The organism is Streptomyces sp. NPDC001351 (assembly GCF_042896045.1).
Lineage (GTDB): Bacteria > Actinomycetota > Actinomycetes > Streptomycetales > Streptomycetaceae > Streptomyces.
The window spans coordinates 889,294-914,255 of record NZ_JBIAWS010000003.1 but is presented as its reverse complement, the minus strand read 5'-3'; the positions used below and the strand labels follow the sequence as shown (position 1 = coordinate 914,255).

Sequence of the window (24,962 nt, the reverse complement as noted above, 5' to 3'; positions counted from 1 at the left end):
CCGACATGGCCGTCTACCTCACCAAGGAGAGCAAGGTCCTCGTCCAGGGCATGACCGGCGGCGAGGGCATGAAGCACACCCGGCGCATGCTCGCGGCCGGCACGAACATCGTCGGCGGCGTCAACCCGCGCAAGGCGGGCCGCACCGTCGACTTCGACGACCGTGGCGTCCCCGTCTTCGGATCGGTCGCCGAGGGCATCCATGCGACCGGCGCCGACGTCTCCGTCGTCTTCGTGCCGCCCGCCTTCGCGAAGGCGGCCGTCGTCGAGGCCGCCGACGCCGGCATCGGCCTGGCGGTCGTCATCACCGAGGGCATCCCCGTCCACGACTCCGTCGCCTTCCACGCCCACGCCAAGGCGAAGGGCACGCGTGTCATCGGCCCCAACTGCCCGGGTCTGATCACCCCCGGACAGTCCAACGCGGGCATCATCCCTTCCGACATCACCAAGGCGGGCCGCGTCGGCCTGGTGTCCAAGTCCGGCACGCTCACCTACCAACTCATGTACGAACTCCGCGACATCGGCTTCTCGACATGTGTCGGAATCGGCGGCGACCCGGTCGTCGGCACCACCCACATCGACTGCCTGGCCGCCTTCCAGGACGACCCCGACACCGAACTGATCGTCCTCATCGGGGAGATCGGCGGCGACGCCGAGGAACGCGCCGCCGCATACGTCCGCGAGCACGTCACCAAGCCCGTCGTCGGCTACATCGCCGGATTCACCGCCCCCGAGGGCAGGACGATGGGGCACGCGGGCGCCATCGTGTCCGGCTCCTCCGGCACCGCCCAGGCGAAGAAGGAGGCTCTGGAGGCCGCCGGGGTGAGTGTGGGAAACACACCGACCGAGACGGCGAAACTTGTGCTCGCGTGTCTCGAACGCGGGCGCGCGGCCGCTCATAGTTGATGTGAGGCGACCGTGGCGCACCACCGCGTGCGTCACGGCCTCCTTCGCACGACGTCCGCGCACGGCAGTGCGAGCCGGCGCGCGACGAGCCATGCACCCCCGCCCCCGACTGTGCACCGAGAGCGGAGAAACCCCTATGGCAACAACCCTCACCCTCAAATCAGGCACGTCCTGGGCCGACGCCTGGCAGCGCTGCCTGTCCGTCGCCCCGGAGGCCTTCCAGGACGACCGCGTCCTCAACCTCTGGAACTCCGCCTGGCAGGCCGACGGCCGGGCCCTGCCCGCCACCAGCCCCGTCGACGGCAGCCCCATCGCCGGCCCGCCCCGCCTCGACCGCGACACCGCGCACCAGGCTGTGCGCGCCTCGCTCGACCAGCACCGCGCCTGGCGGCACGTCCCCCTCGACGAGCGCCGCGCCCGCGTCGCGGCCACCCTCGACGCCCTCACCGAGCACCGCGAACTCCTCGCCCTGCTGCTGGTGTGGGAGATCGGCAAGCCCTGGAGGCTCGCGCAGGCGGACGTCGACCGGGCCATCGACGGCGTGCGCTGGTACGTCGACGGCATCGACCCGATGCTCGACGGGCGCACCTCGCTGGACGGGCCGGTGTCCAACATCGCGAGCTGGAACTATCCGATGAGCGTGCTCGTTCACGCCATGCTGGTCCAGGCACTGGCAGGCAACGCGGTGATCGCCAAGACCCCGACCGACGGCGGCCTCGCCTGTCTGACCCTGGCCTGTGCGCTCGCCGCCCGCGAGGGGATTCCCGCCACCCTCGTCAGTGGCAGCGGGGGCGAGCTGTCCCAGGCGCTGGTACGGGCGCCCGAGATCGGCTGCGTCTCCTTCGTGGGCGGCCGTGACACCGGTGCCGCGGTCGCCACGGCCGTCGCCGACCTCGGCAAGCGGCATGTACTCGAACAGGAAGGACTCAACACCTGGGGCATCTGGAACCACTCGGACTGGGACGCGCTCACCGCGGTGATCCCGAAGCTCTTCGACTACGGCAAGCAGCGCTGCACGGCGTACCCGCGCTTCGTCGTCCAGCGGCAGTTGTTCGACGAGTTCCTCGCGGCGTACCTCCCGGCGGTGCGCACGCTCAAGGTGGGGCACCCGCTGGCGGTCGAGAACGGCGACGACCCGTATCCGCAGCTGGACTTCGGGCCGGTCATCAACGCGGCCAAGGCCAAGGAGCTGCGCGACCAGGTCGCCGAGGCCATCGACCGGGGCGCGGTCCCGCTGCACCGCGGCAGCGAGGCCGACGGCCGGTTCCTGCCCGGCCAGGACACCTCGGCATACGTCCATCCGGTGACGCTCCTCAACCCGCCGCCGTCCTCACCCCTGCACCACGCGGAACCGTTCGGCCCGGTCGACAGCATCGTCCTGGTCGACACGGAGGCGGAGCTGCTGGCCGCGATGAACGCGTCCAACGGCGCGCTGGTGGCCACCCTGTCCACGGACGACCGGGCGACCTTCGACCGGCTGGCCCCGCAGATCCGGGCGTTCAAGGTCGGCCATGGCAAGCCGCGCTCACGCGGTGACCGCGACGAACTGTTCGGCGGCTTCGGCGCCTCCTGGCGCGGCGCCTTCGTCGGTGGCGAGCTGCTGGTGCGCGCCGTGACCCAGGGTCCGGCGGGAGAGCGACTGCCTGGGAACTTCCCGGACTACCACCTCATGCCGTGACCGACGCCCGGGTGGCGCCCCGCCTCAGGGGTGCCACCCGGCGATCACCTTGTCGGCCAGCCACCGTGCCGCTCCTCGCGGACAGGGGCGGGGCCGGCTGAGCACGACGTGATGCATCCCGGCGTCGACCGGCGCGCGCACTGTGGCTCGCGTTGCCGCCGGGTCGTCATACGACACCAGTACCTGTACGGGCCGCGTCTAGGCGGCCGGGCGGCGCACAGTGCAGTCGGTGGCCGTAGTCGTTCGGTCACCCACAGTGGCCCGTCCCGCCTGGCGTCTCCGGTTCTCCCGAGGCGGCGCCCGAGGGACGGATATGCAGGTGAAGGGCACTGCGAAAGCTTGGTATTGTTGTCCATGTCGCCGCGGGGAACGCCCCGGTCAGGCGGCAGACACCTGGTCCGGGTGGCGGAATGGCAGACGCGCTAGCTTGAGGTGCTAGTGCCCTTTATCGGGCGTGGGGGTTCAAGTCCCCCCTCGGACACTCGCTATAGCGATACGCGGACAAGGGCCTCGACCTTACGGTCGCGGCCCTACCTGCGTGTTCGTAACTGATCGTGATGCCGAGGGCTTCGTAGAGTGGGCTCTTCTTCTCTGTGTCGACGGCTTGCACGCGTTGTGCGATGTCTCCGAGTCTCTCAGTGATCTCCCGGATCTGGTCGGCGGTGAGGGGAGTTTCCTTCTAGCGCCTGGCTCCTTGGGTCAAGCGACGCTCCGAAACCGTGTCCCATCTGCAGGAATGGATCCGTCGACAGGAACGGGATGTCCCGGGTGAGTTCCTGCAGGGCGCGGCGTACAAGCTCGGCAGCGGTGCCGTGACCCTGCGGGCAGGGGCTGTGGCGGCGGCCGACGGGCGGTAGACGGTGCACGTCACCAGGCCGGCGCCGGTCTCGACTCGGATGGATTCCGTACTACGGCCCGCTCAACGCGGCGTTCCGCACCGAAGGCCAGTCCGATCCGGTCGCCGCCGGCCTGGCGAAGATCCGTGATATCAGCCCCGCCGGTGTCCAGGCCCGCGAAGCCCTCGTCGCCGCTGTCGAACTGAAGAACACCGAGTTCAACGCCCAAGGCATCGAACTCAACCAGCGCTACGACTCCCGCGCCGTCATCCCCGACGCCGAGGCAGGCGAGGAGGTCTGGAAGCGCGACCCCGTCCTGTACCTGCAGGCGACGACCCGGCCCGGCGCCAAGATTCCGCACGCGTGGCTGATCGACGAGACCGGCCACAGGGTTTCCACCCTCGACGTGACCCAGAAGGGAAAGTTCTCCCTCGTCACCGGAGTGTCCGGCCAGGCATGGGTGCACGCGGCGGACAAGGCCGACCATCCTTCCTGCGTGCCGTCGTGATCGGCGCCAAGGGTGCGGAGGACGCCTACCACGACTGGCACCGCGCCCGCGACATCCACGAGGCCGGAGCACTGCTGGTCCGCCCCGACGGTTACATCGCCTGGCGCCACAGCGAAGCCGTCTGGGACGACGAAGAAGCGTTGCACCTGCTCCAGGAGGCGCTCACCACTCTCCTCTGCTGAACAGCCGCCCAGGCCGCGGGCTCCCCCGGCCCGATGCCACCACTCCTGAGTCCTCGCACCGTCACGACGGGGTGTCAAGCACGCGTTCATCGACCACCGTGCCCGCCCTGCGCACACGTCGGCCGGGTCACCGGGGACGAGGTCTACGGCGGCAACCCACGACTCCGTACGGCTCTGGAGGAACGCGGCGTCGGCTATGTCCTCGCGGTGGCCTGCTCGGCCGAACTGCCCACTGGCGCAGGCAAGTTCCGCGCCGATGCCCTGGCGCGGAAGGTGCCGAAGCGGGCCTGGCAGAAGCTCTCGGCCGGGCGCGGCGCGAAGGGGCAGCGGTTCTACGACTGGGCCGGCATCGACCTCGCCGAGCCGGCCCCAGGCCGTCACCAGCTGCTCATCCGCCGCAGGATGAGCACCAGGTCCGCCGCTACCCCTCCTGGGCCCGCTGGGCCACTCTCGCGATGCTGGCTCACGCCTTCCTCGCCGTCGTCCGCGCCGACGAACACACGCACCGACCCACGCCGGACGACGCTCGACTCGGCCCGTCATAGTCGGACTCCACCAGTTCCTCCGGGACGACCGTGAAGCCGAGCTCGACCAGGGCCCGCTCGACGGAGGCGAGATCGGCGGCGTCTGGCTCGCCTTCGTCCTGGGCATCTTGCGTCCCGAGAAAGGCTCCTGGATCCTCAGCACAGACCAGGGCGAGGGACCCGAACTTGCTGACGCAGACGACGATCCGGGTCCCGCATGCCGTGGCCTCAGCGGGCACAGTGACCTGCCCGTACTCGCTGGAATTCTGCGTATCCTTGCTCGGCCGCGCACCGAACCCCGAAGTCGCTTTCGAGCCGCGTGATCAGCTCGCCGAACCGCGCAGCGACTGCCTTCCTGTCGTACGATGCCGGCCACTCAAGCCACTGCGGGTCATCGAGCTCACGCAGCAACGCCAGCAGATCCGCCCCACTCTCCGTCACTTGTCGGCAGTAGCGTGCGGGGCGTCGGACGTAGACCGGACAGGGCGTGCGGTGCGCGGCCCCACACGTTCTGTCGGCCTGTCAGTCGCCGGGCACGGCGACCTGGACGGCGGTGAAGGAGCCGTCCGAGACGAGGTATCCGCGCCGGGCCGCATGGTGAGCGCGGGACGGCGGGGCAGGCCGACGCCCAGCAGATCGCCGTCGAGCGAGTCGGGCATCAGCAACACCCCCGACCTGCTGCGCCGCACCGAGCCAACCAGTGCATGCTGCTGCGCACCTCGCCGTCGTTGCGGGCGGCGGCGATGACGTGGATGCCCGGGTCCTGATGGGACGCCAGGGCTTGAAGCACTCCGCTGAAGTCGTCGAACACGTCCGCGTCGTCGATCAGCACCACAGGCGGCCGGTCGCTGATGACGCTCCAACAGCCCTGGAATCTGCTTGTGGAACGCCTGTCGCCAGCAGTCCAGAACCGGACAGGCCAACCTACGGACCCGCAGGCGGATGATGACCTGGCGTCTGTCGACGAGGGGTCTTGGTGGCGGTCCCTGGGGGCGGCGCTCTGGAGCGAGTGCTGAGAACTGCGGGAACACGATCGATCGTGCTGTTGCGACTGGCCTACCTGGCTGTGACGAACGCGTGTGCCGTGCTGCGCTTGCTACCGATGAGCGACCATGACAAGGACGTGGAAATCCTGGCGCCGCGTCGGGACTTGAGGTGGTCCCGCTCCCCTTGGCACCCGAAGAGGACGACATCCGTACTGGCCCATACGAATGATTCACCAGCGCCGCAGGGTGAACGATGGCACTGTGTGGCCCGAGTCGGCGGTCGGCAGCCGCGCGCGACCCTACGTTGACTCGTGTGACGCTGAGTTACGCCTTTGTGAACCTGAAGCCCGGAGTGGGAAAGACGACCAGCGCGGTCTGGTTGGCCCACGCACTTCACGAGTTGGGCATCCCGCCGTTGCTGGTCGACAGCGACCCCGCTTCCTCCGCGTTGCGCTGGAGCGAATTGGCAGGTGGCTTCCCGTTGCCCGTGGTCGCCCTGCCGGTGGGCGATGTGCACCGGCGCGTGAATGACTTCCTGGGCGAGCGGCAGGCCGTCGTGTTCGACGCTCCGCAGATGGAGGACCACTCGCACATCGCCCGCAGCATCATGAGATACGCGAGCGAATGGATCGTGCCGGTCACTCCGGCCCCTATCGAGCTGGACCGCATGGCGCCCATCGGGGGCGAGATGGGCGACGTACAGTCCCTGCGCGCCCACCCGGCCCACGCCGCCGTCCTGCTGAACCGAACGAACCGGGCCGACGCCACGCGGACCGGTCCCGACGCCGACGCCCGCGAAGCTCTCACCGAGCGGGGTTTCGACGTGCTGTCCACCCACATCCCGCGGCTCGACCTGTACGCCCAGTCATTCGGAAGTCCGGTGGTGGCCAAAGGCTCGGCGTACATGGATCTCGCAGAAGAACTCGTCAAGCGACAGGACACGGCATGAACCAGCGCAAGGACACCTACCGGGCCGCATTGCAGCGCGGCCCGGAGGCGGTCGTACCGCGTCTCGTCGAAGTCGCTCGGCTGGACACCCGATACGTCCGGGTGAGCGTCGAGTTCGACACCGGCCTGCCGCGTGACCTCGTGCAATGGGTGAGGTCACCGGTGGCCGCGATGGTGCGGGCAGGCGCCGCCGCACTGCGACCCCCGAGGAGCGACCCGTAGGCCGGGTGACGCAGTCGTGCGTGTACAGGCCTCCCCTCCGCTCGCCCACTGGTTTCGACTGCGTTGGTGATCTCGTTGGATGGCGGAGGCCAGGAAGCATGCGTCCGCTCGCCCCTCGGACACTCCTTGTAACAACACGGACGCGAGGACCTCGACCCAACGGTCGCGGTCCTCGTTGCGTTGTCGTCCGTGACTACCGGCCTCCTGTCAGCCGGGAACCCTCCGGGGTACGGCGGTAGAGCACCATCCGTCCGGACCGGGCGCGGGTGACGAGACCCGCCTGGTGCAGGACGCCCAGGTGGTACGAGACCGTGGCGGGACTGAGGAAGTGCCGTGCCGCAAGCTGCGCGGTGGAAGCCGGCTTCGCCAGCGCTGTGAGCAGTCCGGCTCGGGTGGGGCCGAGCAGCCGGGCCAGCTCGGCGGTACGGGGCGTCGGCGCGGTGGCCCTGTCGCGCACGGGGTAGGCCACCATCGGCGGTCTTCGTCCACCCCTTACCGGGTCCACGGCCACCCCCGGCCGCACCGCCACCAGCGAGGGCACCACGACCAGCAGCGGCACGGCCAGCTCCACCGTGAACCGGCTGTCGACGCGCAGCGTGCCGTCGGCCCACCGGATGCCGGGATGCAGCGAGTTGAACAGCCCGGCCGCCCCGCGCCGGGCCAGCACACCGGCGCACCGGTCGACCTCGGTTTCCAGGACGGCCTTCGCGGCCTCCCAGTGCCGGGCGAACGCCAGGTCCCAGTAGCGCCGCAGCTCCTGAGCGGCCTGCCGGGCGACGTACCCACCGCCCCGGGCCATCGCCCGCCTCACCTCCGGGGGCAGTTCCGATCCGGCCAGGCCGTTGCACGGGCGGCCGTCGCGCAAGGCCCGAAGTTCGCCGAGGACGCGCTCGGGCGGGGTGGACCGGACCCGCTCGAGTTCCTCCTCGACGGTGGGCGACGGCCCGCACGGATGCGGGCTCAGGAAGTCGGGTACGTATCCGCCGTCGTCCAGGGCCAGCTCCGACAGCAGCGGCAGCCGCGCCCGGCGCAGCACACTCCGGGCGCGTGCGATCCAGGGATCGGCGTCCGGGCCCGGGCTGAGGCCCGAGGGCAGCAGTGTCGCCGCGACCTCGTGCAGCGGCGAGACCGCGAAACGGGAGCGGGCCAGCCCAGTGGCGTCCACGGTGAGTTCGATCAACGGCTCTTTCCCCCGGTCCCTTGGCCTGCGTGGCCCTGTCCTGCATCCGCCGTCCCTTGTCGCCCGCAGCCCCTGACGCTTCGAACCTGCTCGAATCGTGGCATGGACTCTCGCCGCAGGAGAACGGTTCGAGCAGTCTGGTGGCCGGCACCGACGAGGAGGCCGGCGCGGACTCAGGTCCGCAAGCCGAGGGACACGGGGCAGGGGAAGGGCACGCAGATGTGGGGGAGCACGGGGATGCGGAGAAGACGGACGGGCGCGAAGGCGCGGGGGAAGCGCAGGCCCAAGGCGCTGGCGACGGTCGCGCTGGCCGCCGGCATGCTGATGCTGTCGGGGACGTGCACGTCGGCGGCGCCGGGGAGGACGGCCGCGGCATCGGGAGGCAGCGGGGGGCTTTCCGGCGCCGCGGCCTGCCCCGGCCTGGACGGCTACACCTGCGCCACGCTGTCGGTACCGCTCGACCACGGCGGCCGGGTTCCGGGCCGGCTGGGCCTGAAGGTCGCGATGGCGGACAACGTGAAGGCACCGAAGGGTGTCCTGCTGTTCCTGACGGGCGGTCCGGGGCAGCCGGGTGTGCCGTTCGTGGAACGGCTGAGCAAGAAGCTCGCGCCGGTTCTGAAGGACTACCGCCTCGTGATGGTCGACCAGCGCGGCACCGGCGCGGGCGCGCTGCAGTGTCCGCAGCTGCAGCAGGAGATGGGGTCGTCCGACCTCACGCCGCCCACCGCACGGGCGGTGACGGACTGCGCCGCGGTCATCGGCCCCGACCGCCGCTTCTACGGCACGAGTGACACGGTCGCCGACCTGGAACTGCTGCGCCGGGCGCTGGGCGCGCGGAAATTGACGCTCGACGGCGTCTCGTACGGGACGTACACCGCCGAACGGTACGCCCTGGCGTACCCGCGGCACGTGGCGCGGATGGTGCTGGACTCGGTCGTGCCGCAGACCGGTTACGACCCGATGGACCTCTACGCCATGCGCGCGGCGCCGCGCGTGCTGACGAAGGCCTGCGAGGCGACCGGCTGCGCCACCGACCCGGCGGCGGACCTGGCCAAGGTGGTGGCCACGTACGGCAATGGCGTCGACGTACTGGACACCCTGACCACCTGGGAGTTCGTGGACCCGGACTACGCCGCGATGATCGACGCCCTGCACAAGGCGGCGACCGGCGACCCCGCGCCGCTGCGGGGCCTGATCGCGGACGTACGGCAGGGGAGCGGGGCGACCGCGCAGGAGCTGAGCCAGGGGCTGCACGCCTCGACCCTGTGCCTGGACGGCCGCTACCCGTGGGGCAGGGCGGACGCGCCGGTGGCGGGACGCCAGGAGGCCCTTGAGAAGGCGGCCGCGGAGCTGACCCCGGACGACCTCGGCCCGTTCGATGCCGCCACGGCAACGGGACTCGGCTCCATGCTGAGTTGTCTGCACTGGCCCCGCACCGCCGTGCAGCCGCTGCCGCCGCAGCACCGCCGGCTTCCGGGCGTACCGGTCCTGCTCCTCGGCGGGGACCGCGACCTGTCGACACCGCTGGAAGGGCTCTACGAGCAGAAGAGGCTGACACCGCGAGCCCGCGTCGTGGTGGTGCCGGGCGCCGCGCACTCGGTGCAGAACAGGGCGGCGAGCGACAAGGGTCGTCAGGCGGTGTTCGACTTTCTGCTGGAGCGCTGACCACGGATGGCGGCCGCCGGTGCCGTTGGGGCCGTCAGTCCCGGACCGGACACCCCCGGAGGTGACACCCCGGTGGCCGTCAGCTCGTCGCTGGGCCCTGCTCGGGTGCGAGGCCGCGCTCGGCCAGCCAGTCCAGTTGGACAGGCGGGTTGGAGCCGCAACCGCCGCCGTGGTCGGCGAACGGCCAGACAGTCATGGTCCGGTCCCGGCCCGCGTAGTGGTTGAAGGCCGCGTAGACGGTGGAGGGCGGGCAGACCGGATCCATCAGGCCTACGCTGAACAGGGCCGGTGCGGTGGCCCGCTGGGCGAAGTGGACGCCGTCGAAGTAGTCGAGGGTGGCGAGGGCAGGTGCCACCTGGTGGCGGCTGTGCCAGCGCAGGTAGTGGGCGATCTCCGGGTAGGGGCCCTCGCCGGTGATCTGGACGGCGCGGCGGAAGTGGCACAGGAACGGTACGTCGGGCATCACCGCCGCCACCCTGTCCCCCAGGAGTCCGGCGGCGGCGAGGGCCAGTCCACCGCCCTGGCTGCCGCCCCCGACCACGACCCGGCGGGCGTCGAGGCCGGGCAGTTCCGCGACGGCGTCCACCGCCCGCACGCAGTCGGTCATCAGGCGGCGGTAGTAGTAGTTCTCGGGCGAGTCGATGCCGCGGGTCATGAATCCCTCGACCCATTGGGTGCCGTCGCCCAGGGGCCGGTCCGGGGTGTCGTGGCCCTGGCCGCGGCTGTCGACGACGAGCTGGGCGTAACCGGCCGCGGGCCAGAAGAGGTGGTCGGTGGGCAGGCCACGGCCGCCGCTGTAGCCGATGTAGGTGACGACGACGGGCAGCGGGCCTTCGGCACCACGCGGGCGGAGCAGCCAGGCGGCCACCGGCTCGCCGTTCCAGCCGGGCAGGCGCAGGTCGTCCACCTCGACGGTGCGCAGCCGGAACCGGTCGGTGACACGCTCGGCCTTCACCGCTCCGCCCCGTGACCGGGCGTCGTCGAGGGTGCGCTGCCAGAAGGCGTCGAAGTCGTGCGGCGCGGTCGACACCGGTCGGTAGCCGACGAGTTCGTCATGGCCGAAGTCGGTGAGAGGCATGGGGACTTCCTCCGGGTGGAGAGACGGTGCAGCGGCAGGGTGAGGAACGTGAACGGCACGGGCCGGCCCGCGTAGGGGCGTCCGCCGAGGCGTGCGTGCCCCGCTAGGTGCTCGTCTCCCGGCGTGCGAGGCGGAGCAGGACCGCGGAAGGGGCGGTGGGCAGGGTCAGGGAGAGGCCGCCGGTGCCGGGGTCCCAGGTGGTGGTGGCCTGGCTGATCGATGGGTAGAGCGGGTCCGCGTGGATGTGGGAGCCGCGCAGATGGGGCAGGCGGAGGGTTGCGGAGGGCTCGGCGCCGGGGCGGCGCCAGGCGGTGAGGTAGGTGGTGGCGGAGGTGTGCAGGGCCAGGGCGATCCAGGGCGCGTCCCAGGCGGGCAGGCCGAGTGGCCAGGACGGCACGGCCTGCGGCAGGTCGGCGCGGATGGCCTTGTACACGGCGACCGCCTCGTGGACCAGGGCGCGGGCCTCCGGTCCGAGTTCGGGGACACGGCCGGAGAGGTGGATGCGCCCGAGGAGGGCGCTCGCCATGGTGAAGGCGACCTCGTCTAGGGAGTCCTCCGGCTGGGGGTAGGCCCACACGGCACCCTGCTCGGGGGTCACGGCGGTGGGTGCGGAGGCCGCGATGGGCGCGTAGAGCTGGAGGTTCTGCTGGTCGCTGGTGGACTGCAGCTGCAGCCGGGACAGCAGGGCGTCATCCCAGCGCATGCCGCCGGACGAACAGTTCTCCACCACGAGGTGCGGGTGCCGGTCGAGGATGCCGTCGAGCCAGTCGAGGTGGGCACGGTTGTGTCCGAGCAGTCCGGCGCCCGGCGTCTCGCCGGGGTGGGCGCTGGTGCCGGAGCCCGGGTCGATGTTGTGGTCGAGCTTGAGGTAGCCGACGCCCCACTCGCCGACCAGACGGTCCACGACCTGGTCCAGGTGGGCACGGGCCGCGGGGTGACGCAGGTCCAGGTGGTGCCGGCCTGTCTCCGTGACGCGGACGCCGTCGCGTCGGAAGAACGCCTCGTCGGGCAGGGACTTGGCCATGGGGCTGTGGATGCCGATCACCTCCGGCTCCAGCCACAGGCCGGGGACCATGCCGTGGCCGCGGATGCGGTCCAGCACCTCGTGGATGCCCCTCTCCCCGGGGAAGCGGGAGACGGCCGGTTCCCAGGCGCCGACGGTGCTCCACCAGCCGCCGTCATCGTCGTCGTACCAGCCGGCGTCGATGACGAAGTACTCGGCGCCCGCCTCGGCGGCCGCGTCGACGAGCGGCAGCAGCTTGTCGGTGGTGGGATCGCCCATCAGGCAGTTCATGTAGTCGTTGAAGATGACGGGCAGGCGTCGGTGGTCGGCGTGCGGGCGGCGCCCGGCGCGGCGGTAGCGGGTCAGCGCGGCGAACGCCGCGTCGGGGCCGTCCTCGGCGCTGAAGGACAGCGCGGCGGGTACGGTGCGGAACGCGGCCCCGGGTTCCAGGGGGTGCCGCCAGCCGTGGTGGGTGTCGGTGGGCCCGAACAGCGCCGCGTAGGCCGCCTTGTCGCGTTCGCCGCATTCCCAGCGCCAGCCTCCGCCGTTGTGCTCGATCTGCCACAGCCAGGTGCGGCCCGAGCGGCGGTCCGTCAGGCCGCCCATGGGCAGATGCCCGCAACTGGACCAGGTGCCCTGGCCGTTCAGCGCGAAGCCGGCCTTGCCGTGCCCGTAGTTCACGCGTCCGCTGAGGGCGGGTGTGGTCCGGCGCATCGGCTGTCGCTGCCAGCGGCACTCGGCCAGCCAGTCGTTCTCGGCCCACAGCAGGTCCACGGCGTCGATGGCCTCCGAGCCTTTTGTGGTCAGGACACCCACCACGAGAGAGCTCACCGACTCGAGGTGCAGCGTGGTCCGCCCTTCGTTGCGCAGGGTCACCTCGCTGCGGAGTGCGGGCACCCCGGTCGGCGAGCGGTAGGTCACCTCCGCGGCCAACCCCGTCTCCGCGTCGTGGAGCTGGACGGTCAGCGAGTGCCAGTCGCCGTCGCGGGTCGCGTGATGGGCCCGGTGGCGCAGCCGCCCGCCGAGGCCGGTGTCGACGAGACGGCTGCCCGACCAGCTGCGGCCGTGGCCTGCGGCCGTCACCTCCACCAGAGGCAGGGGTGTACCGGGGGTGCGGTCCGCCGCGCCGGGCGGCCCGAGGTGTGTCAGGCGCGGGCTGCCGTCGTCATCGAGGCGGATCTCCAGTTGGAGGGCCTCGTGCCCCCAGCTGATGGTCTGTTGTTCCTTGGGCATGGTGGCCTTTCCAGGTCAGGGCTTGCGCAGCACCGCGCAGCCGCCGGGCGGTACTTCGTGCGCGACCGCACCGGTGAGCAGGTCGTGAGCGGGCTCCGGCAGGGACAGGGCCTCGGTGCGGTGGTTGATCAGGACGTGCCATCGGCGGCCGTCGGGCGCGTGCCGGGTGACGGCTTCGACACCGGCCGGCAGTCCCGGCAGCTCCGGTCCGACGCCGGACTCGACGAGCAGCCGGCGGACCAGGGCGCCGTAGTCGGTCTTCTCCAGGCGGGTCGAGAGGTACCAGCCCTTCCCGGTGCCGTGGCGGTGCCGGGTGAGCGCGGGGCCGTCCGTGAGCATGCCGTGGGTGTAGGCGGCGAGCGTCTGAGCGCCCTCGGCGCGCACGGACTCGCTCCAGACGGTGCCGTACGACCCGTCCGACAGGACGATCCGCTCCTTCCGCCGCAGCGGCCGGTACTCCTCGACGCGGATGCCCAGCGCCTCGCGCAGCGGCCCGCCGGGATACCCGCCCAGCCGGGCGTGCAGGCGCTCGTCGACGAATCCGCTCGCGTGCTGGACGAGCAGCGTCCCACCACCCTCGACGTAACGGCGCAGGTTCTCGGCGCCCGCGTCGGACATCAGGAACAGGGCCGGGGCGATGACGAGCCGGTAGTGGCCCAACTCGTGTTCGGGATGGGCGAAGTCGACCGTGACGCCCGCGTCCCACAGAGCTCGGTGGGCCCGGCCCAGTGCCTCGTGGTAGTCGAGGTCGGGGGAGGGCAGGCCGTCCATGCCCAGCGCCCACCAGGCGTCCGAGTCGTGCAGGACGGCAACCGGGGCGGCGACCGTCGATCCCGCCAGCTCACCGAGCCGGGCGACGGCCTCGCCGGTCCCTGTGACCTCGCGGAAGATCCGGCTGTCGGGCCCCGCGTGCGGGACCATCGCCGAGTGCCACATCTCGGCACCGGCCCGGGACTGCCGCCACTGGAAGAAGAGGGCGCCCTCCGAACCGCGGGCGATGTGTCCGAGGGTGTGGCGCAGGATCTCCCCGGGCTCCTTGGCCAGCACCCGGTCGCGGTCGTAGACCGTACTGGTGCCCTGCTCCATCAGCAGCCAGGGTCTGCCGCCGGCCAGGGAGCGGGTGCGGTCGGCGTGGCAGGCGGCGTCGGCTGCGGCGTCCAGTCCGGGTGAGCCGGGGTACTGGTCGGAGCTGACGACGTCGAGTTCGCGGGCCAGGGCCCACAGGTCGATGTTCTGGTAGGCGGGGAGCATCAGGTTGGTCGTCACCGGCCGGTCGCTGTGGGCGCGGATCGCGTCGCGCTGCTCACGGTAGGCGGCGATGACCTCGTCGGACCAGAACCGGTGGAAGTCCAGCCCCTGGCCGGGGTTCTTGTGCCACTGCGTCGTACGCGGCGGCAGCACCTGCTCCCAGGAGGTGTAGCGCTGGCTCCAGAAGGCCGTGCCCCACGCGTCGTTGAGGGCGTCCAGCGAGCCGTGGCGGGCGCGCAGCCACACCCGGAAGGCCGCGGCCGTGTGGTCGCACCAGCAGAGCGTGGCGTACTCGTTGTGTACGTGCCACAGCGCGAGCGCGGGGTGGTCGCCGTACCGTTCGGCCAGGGCGGAGGCGATCCGGCGGGCCGCGCTGCGGTAGGCGGGCGCGGTGAGGCAGTAGGTGTCGCGGCTGCCGTGGGTGAGACGGGTGCCGTCCGGGGTGACCGGCAGCGCGTCGGGGTGGGCCAGGGTGAACCAGGGCGGCGGGGAGGCCGTCGGGGTGGCCAGGTCGACGGCCACGCCGTTCGCGTGGAGGCGATCGATGTGGGCGTCGAGCCAGGCGAAGTCGTAGCGTCCCTCCTCCGGTTCCAGCAGGGCCCAGGAGAAGACTCCCATGGTGGCCAGGTTGACCCTGGCCCGGCGCATGAGCTCGTCGTCCTCCTTCCAGACCGGCTCGTCCCACTGCTCGGGGTTGTAGTCCCCGCCGAAGGCGAGCCCGCCGAGGCGGTCGGCGATGCTGCGTGGGGTCATGACGTGCCTCCCTACGGAGAGTCGGCGCTGCGTACGGGCCGCCCGACCCCCCGTACGGAGAGCCGGGCGGTACTTCCCGGCAGAGGGCGGTCGGTCACCGCTCCGCCCTTGTGCCTGTGGCGGCGTCAGAAGCCCACGGCGCCCCAGGAGTGAGCCGTGTAGTCGCCCGGCCCGAATTCCCAGCCGGCCATGACGCTGTTGAGGTAGTGGTCGCCGTTGTAGAAACCCCTGTTCTGGCCGTAGTTGAAGAACGGGGTGAGGCTGCCGGACCACCAGCCGGACTTGTTCCTGTCCAGGAAGCTGAGGGTGTGGCCGCCGTTGCTCCAGGTGTACTCGTAGACGTCCCAACTGCGGCCGCCCAGGCTGACGTTGGTCGCGGCCGGGACCGCGTTGCCGTTCGCGTCGTAGTGGTCGGCCAGCGGCTTGGTGTTGTACCAGTTGAGCCAGATCATGATCTCGGTCTTGGAGTTGCGGTCGGTCGGCGCGGGGTAGGGGTCGATGAAGATGTCGTACGTGGCGTCGTAGTACGAGCCGGACTTCGGGTACGCGGACTGGCTGAACCAGGTGTTGTTGTTGGGGCTGACGTCGCGGATCTTCTTGGGGAGTGTGGTCACCGGGGACGAATAGCCCCAGTCCTTGCCGTTGACCATGGCGACGAAGCCGGTGCCGGTCGAGGAGTTCACACCCCAGTTGTTGTCGTCGCTGTACCAGGTCGAGGCGTTGCCGCCGGTCGCGTAGTACTTGAACCAGTACGTCGATGACGCCGCCACCGCCGAGTTCGGCAGGGTGAGGACGAGAGCCAGAGCCGCGAGAAGCGCGGCCCAGCCGATACGGAATTTCATCTGCCCTCCGGAATGTGTGCTGAGTGGGGGGATCACACAGGAGAGGAGAGGTCGGTCGTCCTGTCATGGGGGGGGCAGGACCACGTCGGTCTCCCCTTCGGGACGGCGGGTGCGGAGCGAGGCGGCCGGAGCCGAACCTCACTTGGGGTCGCCGTAGATGACCCCGCGTCCGTTCGTCCCGAAGTAGACGCGACCGTAGATCCGTGGGTCTCCGGTCAGGGTGTTGCCGGTCCAGGCGTACTGGTGGCGGTCGTCGTTGATGCGGGTCCAGGTCCGGCCCGCGTCGTCGGAACGGAAGATGCCGCGCACGCCGCAGATCTTCGAACTGGTGTAGACGGCGGGGTACTCGGCACCGGGTGCGGCCTTGCCGAATCCGACGACGTCGCCCTCGTCCACCGCGTCGAACCTGGTGAAGGACGTTCCGGAGTCGGTCGACCGCCACAGCCCGTACGGTGTGGGGGTGGTGGGCTTGGTGGTGCCGCCGGCCAGCCAGATGTCGCCCTCGTGACCCGGGACCGGCTTGAACCGGACGTTCCCCGCGACGGGCAGACCGGTGGCCGCCGTGGCCTCGAAGCTCTTGCCGCCGTCCGTGCTGAGGTAGAAGACGCCGGAGTCGTAGGCGTAGAACTTCGCCGGGTTCATCCGGTCGGAGCGCACGGGGGCCCCGGCCGGCAGCCCCTTCGAAGCCGTCCAGGTCGCTCCGTGGTCGTCGGACCAGCTCACCGGCGCACCGGCCGGTGACCAGACGATCCGCCTGCCGTCGGCGCTGATGGCGACGGCCTGGTCGTCGACTCCGGGCCCGGTGATGCCGGACGGCTCACTGCCCGACGGCTTCCAGGTGTCGCCGCTGTCGGTGGAGACGGCGAAGTGCTGGGTCCAGCCGCTGGTGGGACTGCCGACCCGCACGAGGGTGCGGGGCGCCAGCTCCGCGTAGTCCAGGGCCGGGGTGGCGCCGAAGGTCGGGCTGTCGTACATCTTCGTCGCCTTGTGGAGATCCGTGTGCCGGAAGCCGCCGACATCGCCCACGCCGGAGAAGAGGTGCGCCGGGCCGACCGGCGGGCTGATCACACAGCCGATCGAGCACTCCTCCAGGCCCTGGGCCCGCACGGACAGGTGCACCGTGCCGCCGCTGTCCCAGTCGGTCAGGTTGTCGGCGCCGTAGATCGTCGCGCCGGTGCCGTACATGAAGTGGTCGGAGTCGAAGGGGTCGATCTGGACGGACTCCATCATCCAGCCCAGCTTGGGGGCCATCTCGGGCAGTGACGGCGAGGCGTTCCAGGTCAGCCAGGGGGCGTTGGAGATGTCGATGTCGTAGCGCAGGGTGCGTTCGGAATTCGTGCCCAGGTCCCATGCGCGGGTCCAGCTCGCGCCGCCGTCGGTGGAGCGGAAGAGGAGGCAGTCGGGGTACCACTTGACCTGGGTGGACACCATCAGGGTGTCCGGGTGCTGCCGGTCGATGGTCAGGCCGCTGTATCCGTACGTGTTGTCGTCGCTGGTGGAGGGGACCGGGCTGATGCGGGTCCAGGTGTCGGTGGCGGTGTCCAGCTTCCACACGTCGCCCTTGGAACCGTCGTAGGGGCCGGCGGTGTCGCTGGTCGCCAGGTACAGGTGACCGCCTGCGTGGTCGAAGACCGCGTGGTGCGGGATGAAGCCGGTGGGCTGCCCGGGGACGCGTTCCCAGGTGGCTCCCGCGTCGGTCGACCGGTACAGGATGTTGTCCTTGTCGGCGACGGTGACGTAGAGGGTCCGGGTGGCTCTGCCCGCTCTGCCGGTGCGCTTGTCGAAGACGACTTGCAGCACGCCCAGGTTGTCGCCGTTGTAGCCGCCGGGGTCGGTGGGGTCGGGGACGAAGTTGCCCGCGTTGGGGAAGCCGGACACCTTCGCGAAGGTCCTGCCGTGGTCGGTGCTGCGCCACAGGCTGTGGCCGCCGCGCACTCCCAGGTAGAGGATGCTGTTGCGGTGGGGGTCGATCACCAGCCGTTCGCCGATGCCCCGGCCGGGCATGTTGCCGCCCAGCCGGAACGGCAGGGGAGTGGTCTTCCAGGTGCGGCCGCGGTCGTTCGACCGCAGGATCGCCGCCATGCTCGGGTCCCAGTCGGGAAGGGTGTAGGTGCCCGCCGCCAGATAGACGCGGTCGGGGTCGACCTCGTCGGTGGCGATGCTGATGATGCCGGTGTGTCCGTACTCGTCCCAGCCGATCCAGTCGGTGAGGGGAATCCACCGCTTGGTCGCCGTGTCGAGGCGGTAGGCGCCGCCGATGTCGGTACGGGCGTACACCAGTCCGGGCTCGCGCTGGTTGAAGACGATCCCGTCGACGAAGCCGCCGCCGACTATCTCCGCGTTGCGGAAGGCGTAGGGCGCGCACCGGACCCTCCCGGCCGCACGGGCGGACGCGGCGGCGGGGGTGAGCAGGGGGAGCGCGGCCGCGGCCGCGCCGGCGGCCAGCAGGCCTCGGCGGGAGAGGTGCGGGGCGTGGGACATGACCGGTTCTTGCCTTTCGGGTGCGGGTCCGTACGGGATGCGCAGAGGCAGCGGTCCCTCGGCACTGGTGCGGTCGGGGAGGTACGGGCGGACGGTGTCACCCGTCCGGGGCGGCCTTCGGCTGCCGAGGCTGAGTCCCTAGGTGGCCTGACGCCGGGAGGGTGGCGGAATCTGTTTCGATGCGCTTCGACGTTTCCGTGACACTAAGGCCGTGTTTCCGGGCGCGACAACGGGCCGTCCAGGTCACTTTTCGGTAACAGGCACGGTCGAGGGTGGCGGTGTGTCCGACTTTCCATGTGGCTTCACCCCAGGTGAGCTGCTCTTCTGACGAACTCTCAGAAGGGAACGCGAACGCTCGGACAGCGGCCTGTAGCGGCTGGGTGACCTGTGATTGACACACGACTCAGCGTCATGTCAACGTCGAAGCGCTTCGACTGCGCGACCGTGCGATCGAAGAGAGCCGCACGCCGCCCGGGCCCGCAGTCGCCCATGGAACCCACGCCTTCTCCTCCGAGCCTCCTGTAAGGGACATCTCAGGTGAGTACCGCCGCCCCACCCCCCGAGCCGCCCACCACCGACCTGCCGTTCCGCGACCCCGCGCTGCCCCTCGCCCAGCGAGTCGACGACCTGCTCTCCCGTCTGACGCCGGACGAGCGCATCGAGCTGCTCTACCAGTACTCACCAGGGGTCCCACGCCTGGGACTTGCCCCCTTCAAGACCGGCACCGAAGGGCTGCACGGTGTGTCCTGGCTGGGGCCGGCCACCGTGTTCCCGCAGGCGACAGGTCTGGGGGCCACTTGGGACGAGGAACTGCTGCACGAGGTCGCCACAGCCGTCGGGACCGAGGCCCGCGCCTTCCACCAGCGCCCTTCCGAGGACGGCCGCCGGCACAGCCTTCAGGTCTGGGCGCCCGTGGTGAACCTGCTGCGCGACCCCCGCTGGGGCCGCAACGAGGAGGGGTACGCGGAGGATCCGCTGCTCACCGGCCGGCTCTCCGTCAGCTACTGCCGCGGGCTGGCCGGGGACCACCCGGTCCATCTGCGGACGGCGCCGCTCCTCAAGCACTTCCTCGCCTACAACAACGAGGACGAGCGCGACGTCACCTCCTCCGTGGTGCCGCCCAGGGTGCTGCACGAATACGACCTCGCCGCCTTCCGCCCGGCGATCGCGTCCGGTGCCGCCACCGGCGTCATGCCGGCCTACAACCTCGTCAACGGCCGCCCCTGCCATGTCAGTCCACTGATCGAGACCGAGGTACGGCGCTGGGCCGAGCCCACCGGCCACGAGCTCTTCGTCTGCAGCGACGCCACCGCCGTGACCAACCTGGCCGAATCGCAGGCCTACTTCGACGACCACCCCACCTCCCACGCGGCGGCCGTACGTGCCGGCGTCGACAGCATCACCGAACAGCGCGAGGACGGCAGCATCACCCTCGGCAGACTCCGCACGGCGGTCGACCGCGGGCTGCTCACCGAGGCCGACATCGACCGCGCCGCACGACGCCACCTGTCGATCCGCTTCCGCCTCGGCGAGTTCGATCCGGACCTCGACCCCTACGCCGGCATCCGTGACGACGTCGTGGACAGCCCCGCACACCGTGCGCTCGCCCTGCGCGCCGCCACGGAGTCGGTGGTGCTGCTGAAGAACGACGGCGCCCTGCCGCTGTCGCCGGCCCCCGGCCGCCGCGTGGCGATCGTCGGCCCACTGGCGGACACCCTCTTCGAGGACTGGTACAGCGGCACCATGCCGTACCGGATCACCGTCGCCACCGGCCTGGGGGCGGCGCTCGCCCAGCGCGGTGCCGAAGCGGTCCGCGCGGAGGGCGTCGACCGGGTCACCCTGCGCGCCGCCACCACCGGAGGCCTCCTGCGCGTCCCGGCGCCCGACCCCGGCGGACCCATGGTGGCCGGCGCTCCCTCGGACGAGCAGGAGGCGGGCGACAGCGCCTGCCACGACCTGTTCGACTGGGGCGAAGGCGTGCTGACCCTCCGCAACGCGCGCACGGAGCGCTACGTCACCCTCAAGGACGACGACCTCACCCTCGCCGCCGACCAGACGCAGCCGAACGGCTGGTTCGTCCACGAGACCTTCCGCCTGGAAACCCAGCCGGACGGCACACAACTGCTGCGCAACATCAGCAACGGCCGCTACGCCGCCGTGGATCCCGCCACCGGCCTCGTCACCCTGTCCGCCGAAGCCCCCGAGAAGGCGGAACGCTGGACGCGGACGGTCGTCAGGAACGGAATCGCCGAAGCCATCGCGGCCGCCGCCTCGGCGGACGTCGCCGTGGTCGTCCTCGGCAACGACCCGCACATCAACGGCCGTGAGACCGAGGACCGTACGGGCATCTCGCTGCCGCCCGCACAGGAAGCGCTGCTGCGCGCCGTCGCCGCCGCGCGCCCCGAGTCGGTGCTGGTCGTGATGAGCAGCTACCCGTACGCCGTCGACTGGGCGGACGAGCACCTGCCCGCCGTGGTGTGGACCTCCCACGGCGGACAGGACACGGGCCGGGCACTCGCCGCGATCCTGCTCGGCGAGGCCGAACCCTCGGGACGGCTCCCGCAGACCTGGTACCGCGGCGACGACCCGCTGCCCGCCCGCCTCGACTACGACATCATCAGCGCCGGCTGGACGTACCAGTACCACGAGGCCGCACCGCTGTACCCCTTCGGGCACGGCCTGTCCTACACCGGCTTCGCCTACGCCGACCTGCGGCTGTCCGCCCGGGAAGCGGCGCAGGACGACACCCTGACCGTGAGCGTCGAGCTCACCAACACCGGAACGCGCCCCGGCACCGAGACCGTGCAGCTCTACACCCGCGCGCTCGCCGCCCGCCATCGCGCGCCCAGGCGCAGACTGACGGACTTCCGCAAGGTCTCCCTCGCCCCCGGTGAACGGCGGCGGCTGGAGTTCGATGTGCCGGTCGCGGCCTTGGCGCACTGGTCCGTCGCAGCCGGCGCCTTCGCCGTGGAACCGGGAGAGCACGAGATCCTGATCGGGCACTCGGCCGAAGCGATCGCCCTGGCGGCGCCCCTCACCGTGACGGGTCCTGCCCTTCCCGTCCGCGGCCTCATCGGCGGACGACTGGAGGCCGCCGACTTCGACGAGTGGGCCGGCGGCACGCTCGTCGACGCCACCCGGGAGAGAGGGGAGGCGGTCACACCGGCAACCGGCGAGACCCACTGCGAACTGCGCTATCGATCCGTCGACCTGGGCGGCCCGGCGGACGGACCGCGCGTCATCACGGCCGAGGTGTCCCGCGGTACGCAGGAGGAGGCGACCGTCGAGATCTACGCCGACGGCGCTCCCGGTACCGGCACCCTGCTCGCCGGCCTCCATGTCCCCGCGGGCACCGGCGGCCGCTACGACTGGCACACGGTCGGCGCACCGATGCCCGCGGAGGTGACCGGGGTGCACGATCTGTATCTCGTTCTGCGGGGTGGTGCCCACCTGGCCGCGATCGCCGGCGGGAGTCGGTGAGTACCGGTGGAACGTGGTGGGACAACGGGCCGCCGCCGCGTCCCACCCCTTCCGAGCCTTGACGCACCGGCTCCGCGCGGATTTATCCTCTGCCTGCGGATCCATCCTCCGACTGAAGACAGGACGCCCGCGCTCGGGCCGTGTCGTCGTACCGGAAGAGAGCCGAGGCGGGTATGCGACTGATCGCACGCCATGACGTCGTCTTCGTGGCCGGCACCGCCGGAGAGCATGAACCGACCTGGTCGCAGAAGGCCCATGAACGCGAGGGGTGTCACCCCCGTCTCCAAGGACCCCGCAACAGGAACATACGGATGGGCCGGGCACTGGACGGCCGACCCGACATCGCCGCGGTGTTGCATGCCTTCGCCGCGGTCGTGGCCCGCTTCGAGGCGCTGCGCACGCTGTATCCGCGTGACGCGGACGGGCACACGCGCGCGGTCGTTGTGGCCTCCGGCGTGCTCCAGGTCGACGAGTACGCCTTCGACGCCCCGGCGACCCACGACGAGCTGAGCGCGCTCACCCTCCGACTGGCCGAGCCCGGATTCGCCCCGGACGACCTGCCGTTGCGGGCCGCCGTGGTCACCGTGGACGGCAGACCCGTCCACGTCGCGCTGTCGGTGCACCACTTCTCGGCGGACACGACGGCCGCCCGGATCGTGGCCGAACACATAGCCCGACTGGCCGTCGATCCGGGCGCCCGCCTGGGTTCGGGGTGGCAGCCGCGGCAGATCGCGAGCTTCGAAGCCAGTCCCTCCGGGCTGCGGCACGCCCATCGTGTCGACACCCATGACCGGGCCATGCTCCGGCAGTCCGTCATGCCCGAACTCCAGGTGCCCGCGAGCCACAGGGGCGCCGTCTACAACTTCGTATGTCTCGACTCCGCGGCGGTCGCACTCGCGGCAGCCGGTCTGGCGAAGCAATACCGGACATCCGCGGCCGCCGTGCTGCAAGCCGCGTACGCGTGCGCGCTCGCCGAGCATCTCGGCGTCGGCGACTGCGTGTTCAACACCGTGATGGCCAACCGGCAGACCACCTTCGCCCGTCAGGCGGTGGCCCATGTCGCCGGCAGGGCCCTCGTCCCGGTCGACACCTCCCTGGGCAGCGACCGCTTCCCGGCGCTGTGCCGGGCCGTCGACGCGGCACTCGTCAGGTCCTCCTCCGTCAGCCTGCGAGAGCCCGACCGCTATGCCAGGTCCCTGGACGAGGTCTCCGCCGAGCTGGGCCGCTCGGCACACAACCCGTATGTGGTCAACATTCGCCCCATAGCGCCCCGCACGCTGATCCGCGCTCGCGCGGACAGCGCACAGCAGGACATCGAGCGGGCCATGGAGTCCAGCCGTTACGGACGATTCCCCAAACCCGTCGACCCGTACTCCGGAAGGCTCAGCTTCGATGTGTGGGGGATGTCCGAGACGGCCGGAATCAGCCTCGGGACGGATGCGACGTCGTTCGACGCGACGGATCTCGAACAGATACTGCGGTCCTTCGAGAGGCGGCTGGTGGGAGCCGCGATGGGCGCTCGTGCCGCACGGAGCGGCTTCTTCGCCGGCGCATAGGGACGTCCGACAGCAGGCGGGGAGAGAGGCTACGGGCGAAACGCCCAGCTCAGTCTCGGCTCCACCGCGAAGCGGAAGACCCGCCGGACCGGCGGTGTGCACAGCACGGTCACGACCGCGGCGGCGGCGACCGTGACGGTGATCTCGCCGAGCGGCCCGTGGATCCAGGCGGGGGAGTACCAGCCCCAGAACTTCGACCCCTGGGCGACGAATCCGTGCAGCAGGTAGCCGTACAGCGTGCCCGCGCCCAGTGCGGTGAACCACAGGCGGCGACCCGGCACCCAGGCCAGGAAGCAGGCGACCAGGACCATCGAGCAGCCGAAGGTGGCCAGTGTCATCACCGGCCCGTACCAGGCGGGGGCGCCCAGCTCCTGGGCGCTGTCGCGGTGGAAGAACCAGGCGCCGGTCATCCGCGGCACCGCCCAGTACGACGCGGCGAGCGCACAGACGAACACCGGCACGGCCAGGACGCGCACCTTCCAGCGGCGCACCAGCCGGAAGTGCTCCGGCCGCAGGCACAGACCGACCACGAAGTACGGCAGGAACTGCAGCACCCGCTGCAGATCGAGGTCGTTGCCGATGGACGGGGAGACGGTCGCCAGCATCGCCACGACGAGCGCCACCGGCAGCGGCCGGCGCAGCTTCTGCCAGAGCGGTGTGGTCAGCCGCCAGATGAACAGCGCCACCAGGAACCACGTCAGATACAAGGGGTCCAGGAGGGTGATCGGCCGGTCCGGGACGCCGTCGGTCCAGCGAGTGAAAAGGGTGTACGCCGTCTCGAAGACGACATACGGAACGACGACGCCGGTCACGAGCCGTCTGATCTTCGCCGGGCTCGCGTCGAAACTGCGGGAGAAATAGCCGGAGATCACGATGAACGCCGGCATGTGGAAGGCGTAGACGAGGTCGTAGAGCGCGGTGACGGTCCGGCTGCCGTCCCGCAGCGGCTCCCACGCGTGGCCCATCGCCACCAGCACGATCGCCAGATACTTCGCGTTGTCGAAGTAGGCGTCGCGCTGCCTCACCCGCCCTGGCTGCACACCGCGTGGGGAACCTGCGCTTTCTGATGCGTGTCTTACCTGAGTTACGGCTGTGGTCTGGGGGTGGGACATCCCACGCGCCTCACCGGTTCTGCGCGACGTAAACCACCCGCAGGGGTGAGCTGGGGCACCGCAGCGCAGGCAGAGGCCGGATCAGAGGTCGAACTCGTGCGGCGGCAGGTCGAGGGTGAAGCAGGCCTCCCGCACCACGGCCTGCTCCGTCTTGTCGAAGTCGCCGTCGGCGCCGCCGATGACGATGCCGATCTGGATGACGGCCCGGGCCTCGGCAGGCTTCTTCTTCGCCTTGGCGATCTCCTGCAGCACGCTGACCTTGCCGAAGGCGAAGTCCGCCGTCAGCTTGTTCAGGTTCTCCTCGAAGCGGCGGCGCAGATCGTCGGCGGGGAAGTTCTGCAGGACCTCGTTGGTGGCGATCAACTGGGCCACGCGCTGCCGCTCGGCCGGGTCGATGGTGCCGTCGGCTGCGGCGACCAGGGCGCACATCGCCATGCTGGCGTCGCGGAAGGCTCCGCTCTTCAGGTCGTTCTTCTTCGCCACGAGCTGGGTCTGCATCGTCGACGCGGATTCCTTGATGCGGTCCCACAGGGCCATGAGAA

The 24,962-nt window shown here is 70.9% G+C and carries 19 protein-coding genes, 1 tRNA gene and 1 pseudogene; 11 read left to right on the top strand and 10 right to left on the bottom strand.

The features are described 5' to 3' along the window. Positions 1 to 5: 5 nt before the first annotated feature. The 4 genes from sucD to ACFY1U_RS14350 all read left to right on the top strand — a co-directional run bounded on the left by sucD (position 6) and on the right by ACFY1U_RS14350 (position 3,440). Complete coding sequence (gene sucD, locus ACFY1U_RS14365) at positions 6 to 905, top strand: succinate--CoA ligase subunit alpha (RefSeq protein ID WP_390694421.1); 900 nt, start codon at positions 6 to 8, stop codon at positions 903 to 905. Between the two features lie 136 nt (positions 906 to 1,041). Beyond that, complete coding sequence (locus ACFY1U_RS14360) at positions 1,042 to 2,583, top strand: aldehyde dehydrogenase family protein (RefSeq protein WP_390694420.1); 1,542 nt, start codon at positions 1,042 to 1,044, stop codon at positions 2,581 to 2,583. Between the two features lie 396 nt (positions 2,584 to 2,979). Then, a tRNA-Leu gene (locus tag ACFY1U_RS14355) sits at positions 2,980 to 3,064 on the top strand. 238 nt (positions 3,065 to 3,302) lie between these two features. After that, positions 3,303 to 3,440 (top strand): hypothetical protein, encoded by a 138-nt coding sequence (locus tag ACFY1U_RS14350; RefSeq protein ID WP_390694419.1) that lies wholly within the window; start codon positions 3,303 to 3,305, stop codon positions 3,438 to 3,440. A 10-nt stretch (positions 3,441 to 3,450) separates the two neighbouring features. On the opposite strand, the gene ACFY1U_RS14345 is transcribed toward ACFY1U_RS14350, so the two are convergent. Further along, entirely contained in the window at positions 3,451 to 3,807 is a 357-nt protein-coding gene (locus ACFY1U_RS14345; RefSeq protein WP_390694418.1) for a hypothetical protein, read from the bottom strand. Positions 3,808 to 3,923: 116 nt separating this feature from the next. On the opposite strand from ACFY1U_RS14345, the gene ACFY1U_RS14340 reads away from it, so the two are divergent. Further along, complete coding sequence (locus tag ACFY1U_RS14340) at positions 3,924 to 4,109, top strand: hypothetical protein (protein ID WP_390694417.1); 186 nt, start codon at positions 3,924 to 3,926, stop codon at positions 4,107 to 4,109. 39 nt (positions 4,110 to 4,148) lie between these two features. After that, positions 4,149 to 4,639 (top strand): annotated as a pseudogene (locus ACFY1U_RS14335) (IS701 family transposase); the annotation flags it as partial. Positions 4,640 to 5,291: 652 nt separating this feature from the next. Here the strand turns inward: ACFY1U_RS14335 and ACFY1U_RS14330 are convergent. Continuing rightward, on the bottom strand, positions 5,292 to 5,468 hold the full coding sequence (locus ACFY1U_RS14330; protein ID WP_390694416.1) for a hypothetical protein: 177 nt from the start codon (positions 5,466 to 5,468) through the stop codon (positions 5,292 to 5,294). 464 nt (positions 5,469 to 5,932) lie between these two features. Here ACFY1U_RS14330 and ACFY1U_RS14325 point away from each other — a divergent pair, with 464 nt between their 5' ends. Beyond that, positions 5,933 to 6,568, top strand: coding sequence for a ParA family protein (locus ACFY1U_RS14325; protein WP_344400160.1), 636 nt, complete (start codon positions 5,933 to 5,935; stop codon positions 6,566 to 6,568). After that, positions 6,565 to 6,789 carry a hypothetical protein gene (locus ACFY1U_RS14320; RefSeq protein ID WP_390694415.1) on the top strand — a complete coding sequence of 75 codons (225 nt, stop codon included), beginning with the start codon at positions 6,565 to 6,567 and terminating at the stop codon, positions 6,787 to 6,789. The genes ACFY1U_RS14325 and ACFY1U_RS14320 overlap by 4 nt, the downstream gene beginning before the upstream one ends. A 193-nt stretch (positions 6,790 to 6,982) precedes the next feature. Here ACFY1U_RS14320 and ACFY1U_RS14315 read toward each other — a convergent pair whose 3' ends face one another. Then, positions 6,983 to 7,969 carry a helix-turn-helix domain-containing protein gene (locus ACFY1U_RS14315; protein WP_390694414.1) on the bottom strand — a complete coding sequence of 329 codons (987 nt, stop codon included), beginning with the start codon at positions 7,967 to 7,969 and terminating at the stop codon, positions 6,983 to 6,985. 237 nt (positions 7,970 to 8,206) lie between these two features. On the opposite strand from ACFY1U_RS14315, the gene ACFY1U_RS14310 reads away from it, so the two are divergent. After that, positions 8,207 to 9,634 (top strand): alpha/beta fold hydrolase, encoded by a 1,428-nt coding sequence (locus ACFY1U_RS14310; RefSeq protein ID WP_390694413.1) that lies wholly within the window; start codon positions 8,207 to 8,209, stop codon positions 9,632 to 9,634. Between the two features lie 79 nt (positions 9,635 to 9,713). Here ACFY1U_RS14310 and ACFY1U_RS14305 read toward each other — a convergent pair whose 3' ends face one another. From ACFY1U_RS14305 to ACFY1U_RS14285, 5 genes are all read right to left on the bottom strand, one after another. After that, on the bottom strand, positions 9,714 to 10,712 hold the full coding sequence (locus ACFY1U_RS14305; protein WP_390694412.1) for an acetylxylan esterase: 999 nt from the start codon (positions 10,710 to 10,712) through the stop codon (positions 9,714 to 9,716). A 103-nt stretch (positions 10,713 to 10,815) separates the two neighbouring features. Then, a complete protein-coding gene (locus ACFY1U_RS14300; protein WP_390694411.1) occupies positions 10,816 to 12,948 on the bottom strand; it encodes an alpha-galactosidase in 2,133 nt (710 codons plus the stop codon). A gap of 15 nt (positions 12,949 to 12,963) precedes the next feature. After that, positions 12,964 to 14,949: a beta-galactosidase gene (locus tag ACFY1U_RS14295; protein WP_390694410.1), complete on the bottom strand. Its 1,986-nt coding sequence runs from the start codon at positions 14,947 to 14,949 to the stop codon at positions 12,964 to 12,966. 125 nt (positions 14,950 to 15,074) lie between these two features. Next, a complete protein-coding gene (locus ACFY1U_RS14290) occupies positions 15,075 to 15,791 on the bottom strand; it encodes a cellulase B precursor (RefSeq protein ID WP_390694409.1) in 717 nt (238 codons plus the stop codon). Positions 15,792 to 15,929: 138 nt separating this feature from the next. Beyond that, positions 15,930 to 18,272 (bottom strand): xyloglucanase, encoded by a 2,343-nt coding sequence (locus ACFY1U_RS14285; RefSeq protein ID WP_390694408.1) that lies wholly within the window; start codon positions 18,270 to 18,272, stop codon positions 15,930 to 15,932. A gap of 537 nt (positions 18,273 to 18,809) precedes the next feature. Here ACFY1U_RS14285 and ACFY1U_RS14280 point away from each other — a divergent pair. Continuing rightward, a complete protein-coding gene (locus ACFY1U_RS14280) occupies positions 18,810 to 21,752 on the top strand; it encodes a glycoside hydrolase family 3 C-terminal domain-containing protein (protein WP_390694407.1) in 2,943 nt (980 codons plus the stop codon). A gap of 311 nt (positions 21,753 to 22,063) precedes the next feature. Beyond that, positions 22,064 to 23,308, top strand: a complete 1,245-nt coding sequence (locus ACFY1U_RS14275) for a condensation domain-containing protein (protein ID WP_390694406.1) — start codon at positions 22,064 to 22,066, stop codon at positions 23,306 to 23,308. Positions 23,309 to 23,337: 29 nt separating this feature from the next. Here the strand turns inward: ACFY1U_RS14275 and ACFY1U_RS14270 are convergent, their stop codons facing one another. Next, entirely contained in the window at positions 23,338 to 24,420 is a 1,083-nt protein-coding gene (locus ACFY1U_RS14270) for an acyltransferase family protein (protein WP_390694405.1), read from the bottom strand. Positions 24,421 to 24,501: 81 nt separating this feature from the next. Next, on the bottom strand, positions 24,502 to 24,957 hold the full coding sequence (locus tag ACFY1U_RS14265) for a tellurite resistance TerB family protein (RefSeq protein ID WP_189312223.1): 456 nt from the start codon (positions 24,955 to 24,957) through the stop codon (positions 24,502 to 24,504). Positions 24,958 to 24,962: the final 5 nt, after the last annotated feature.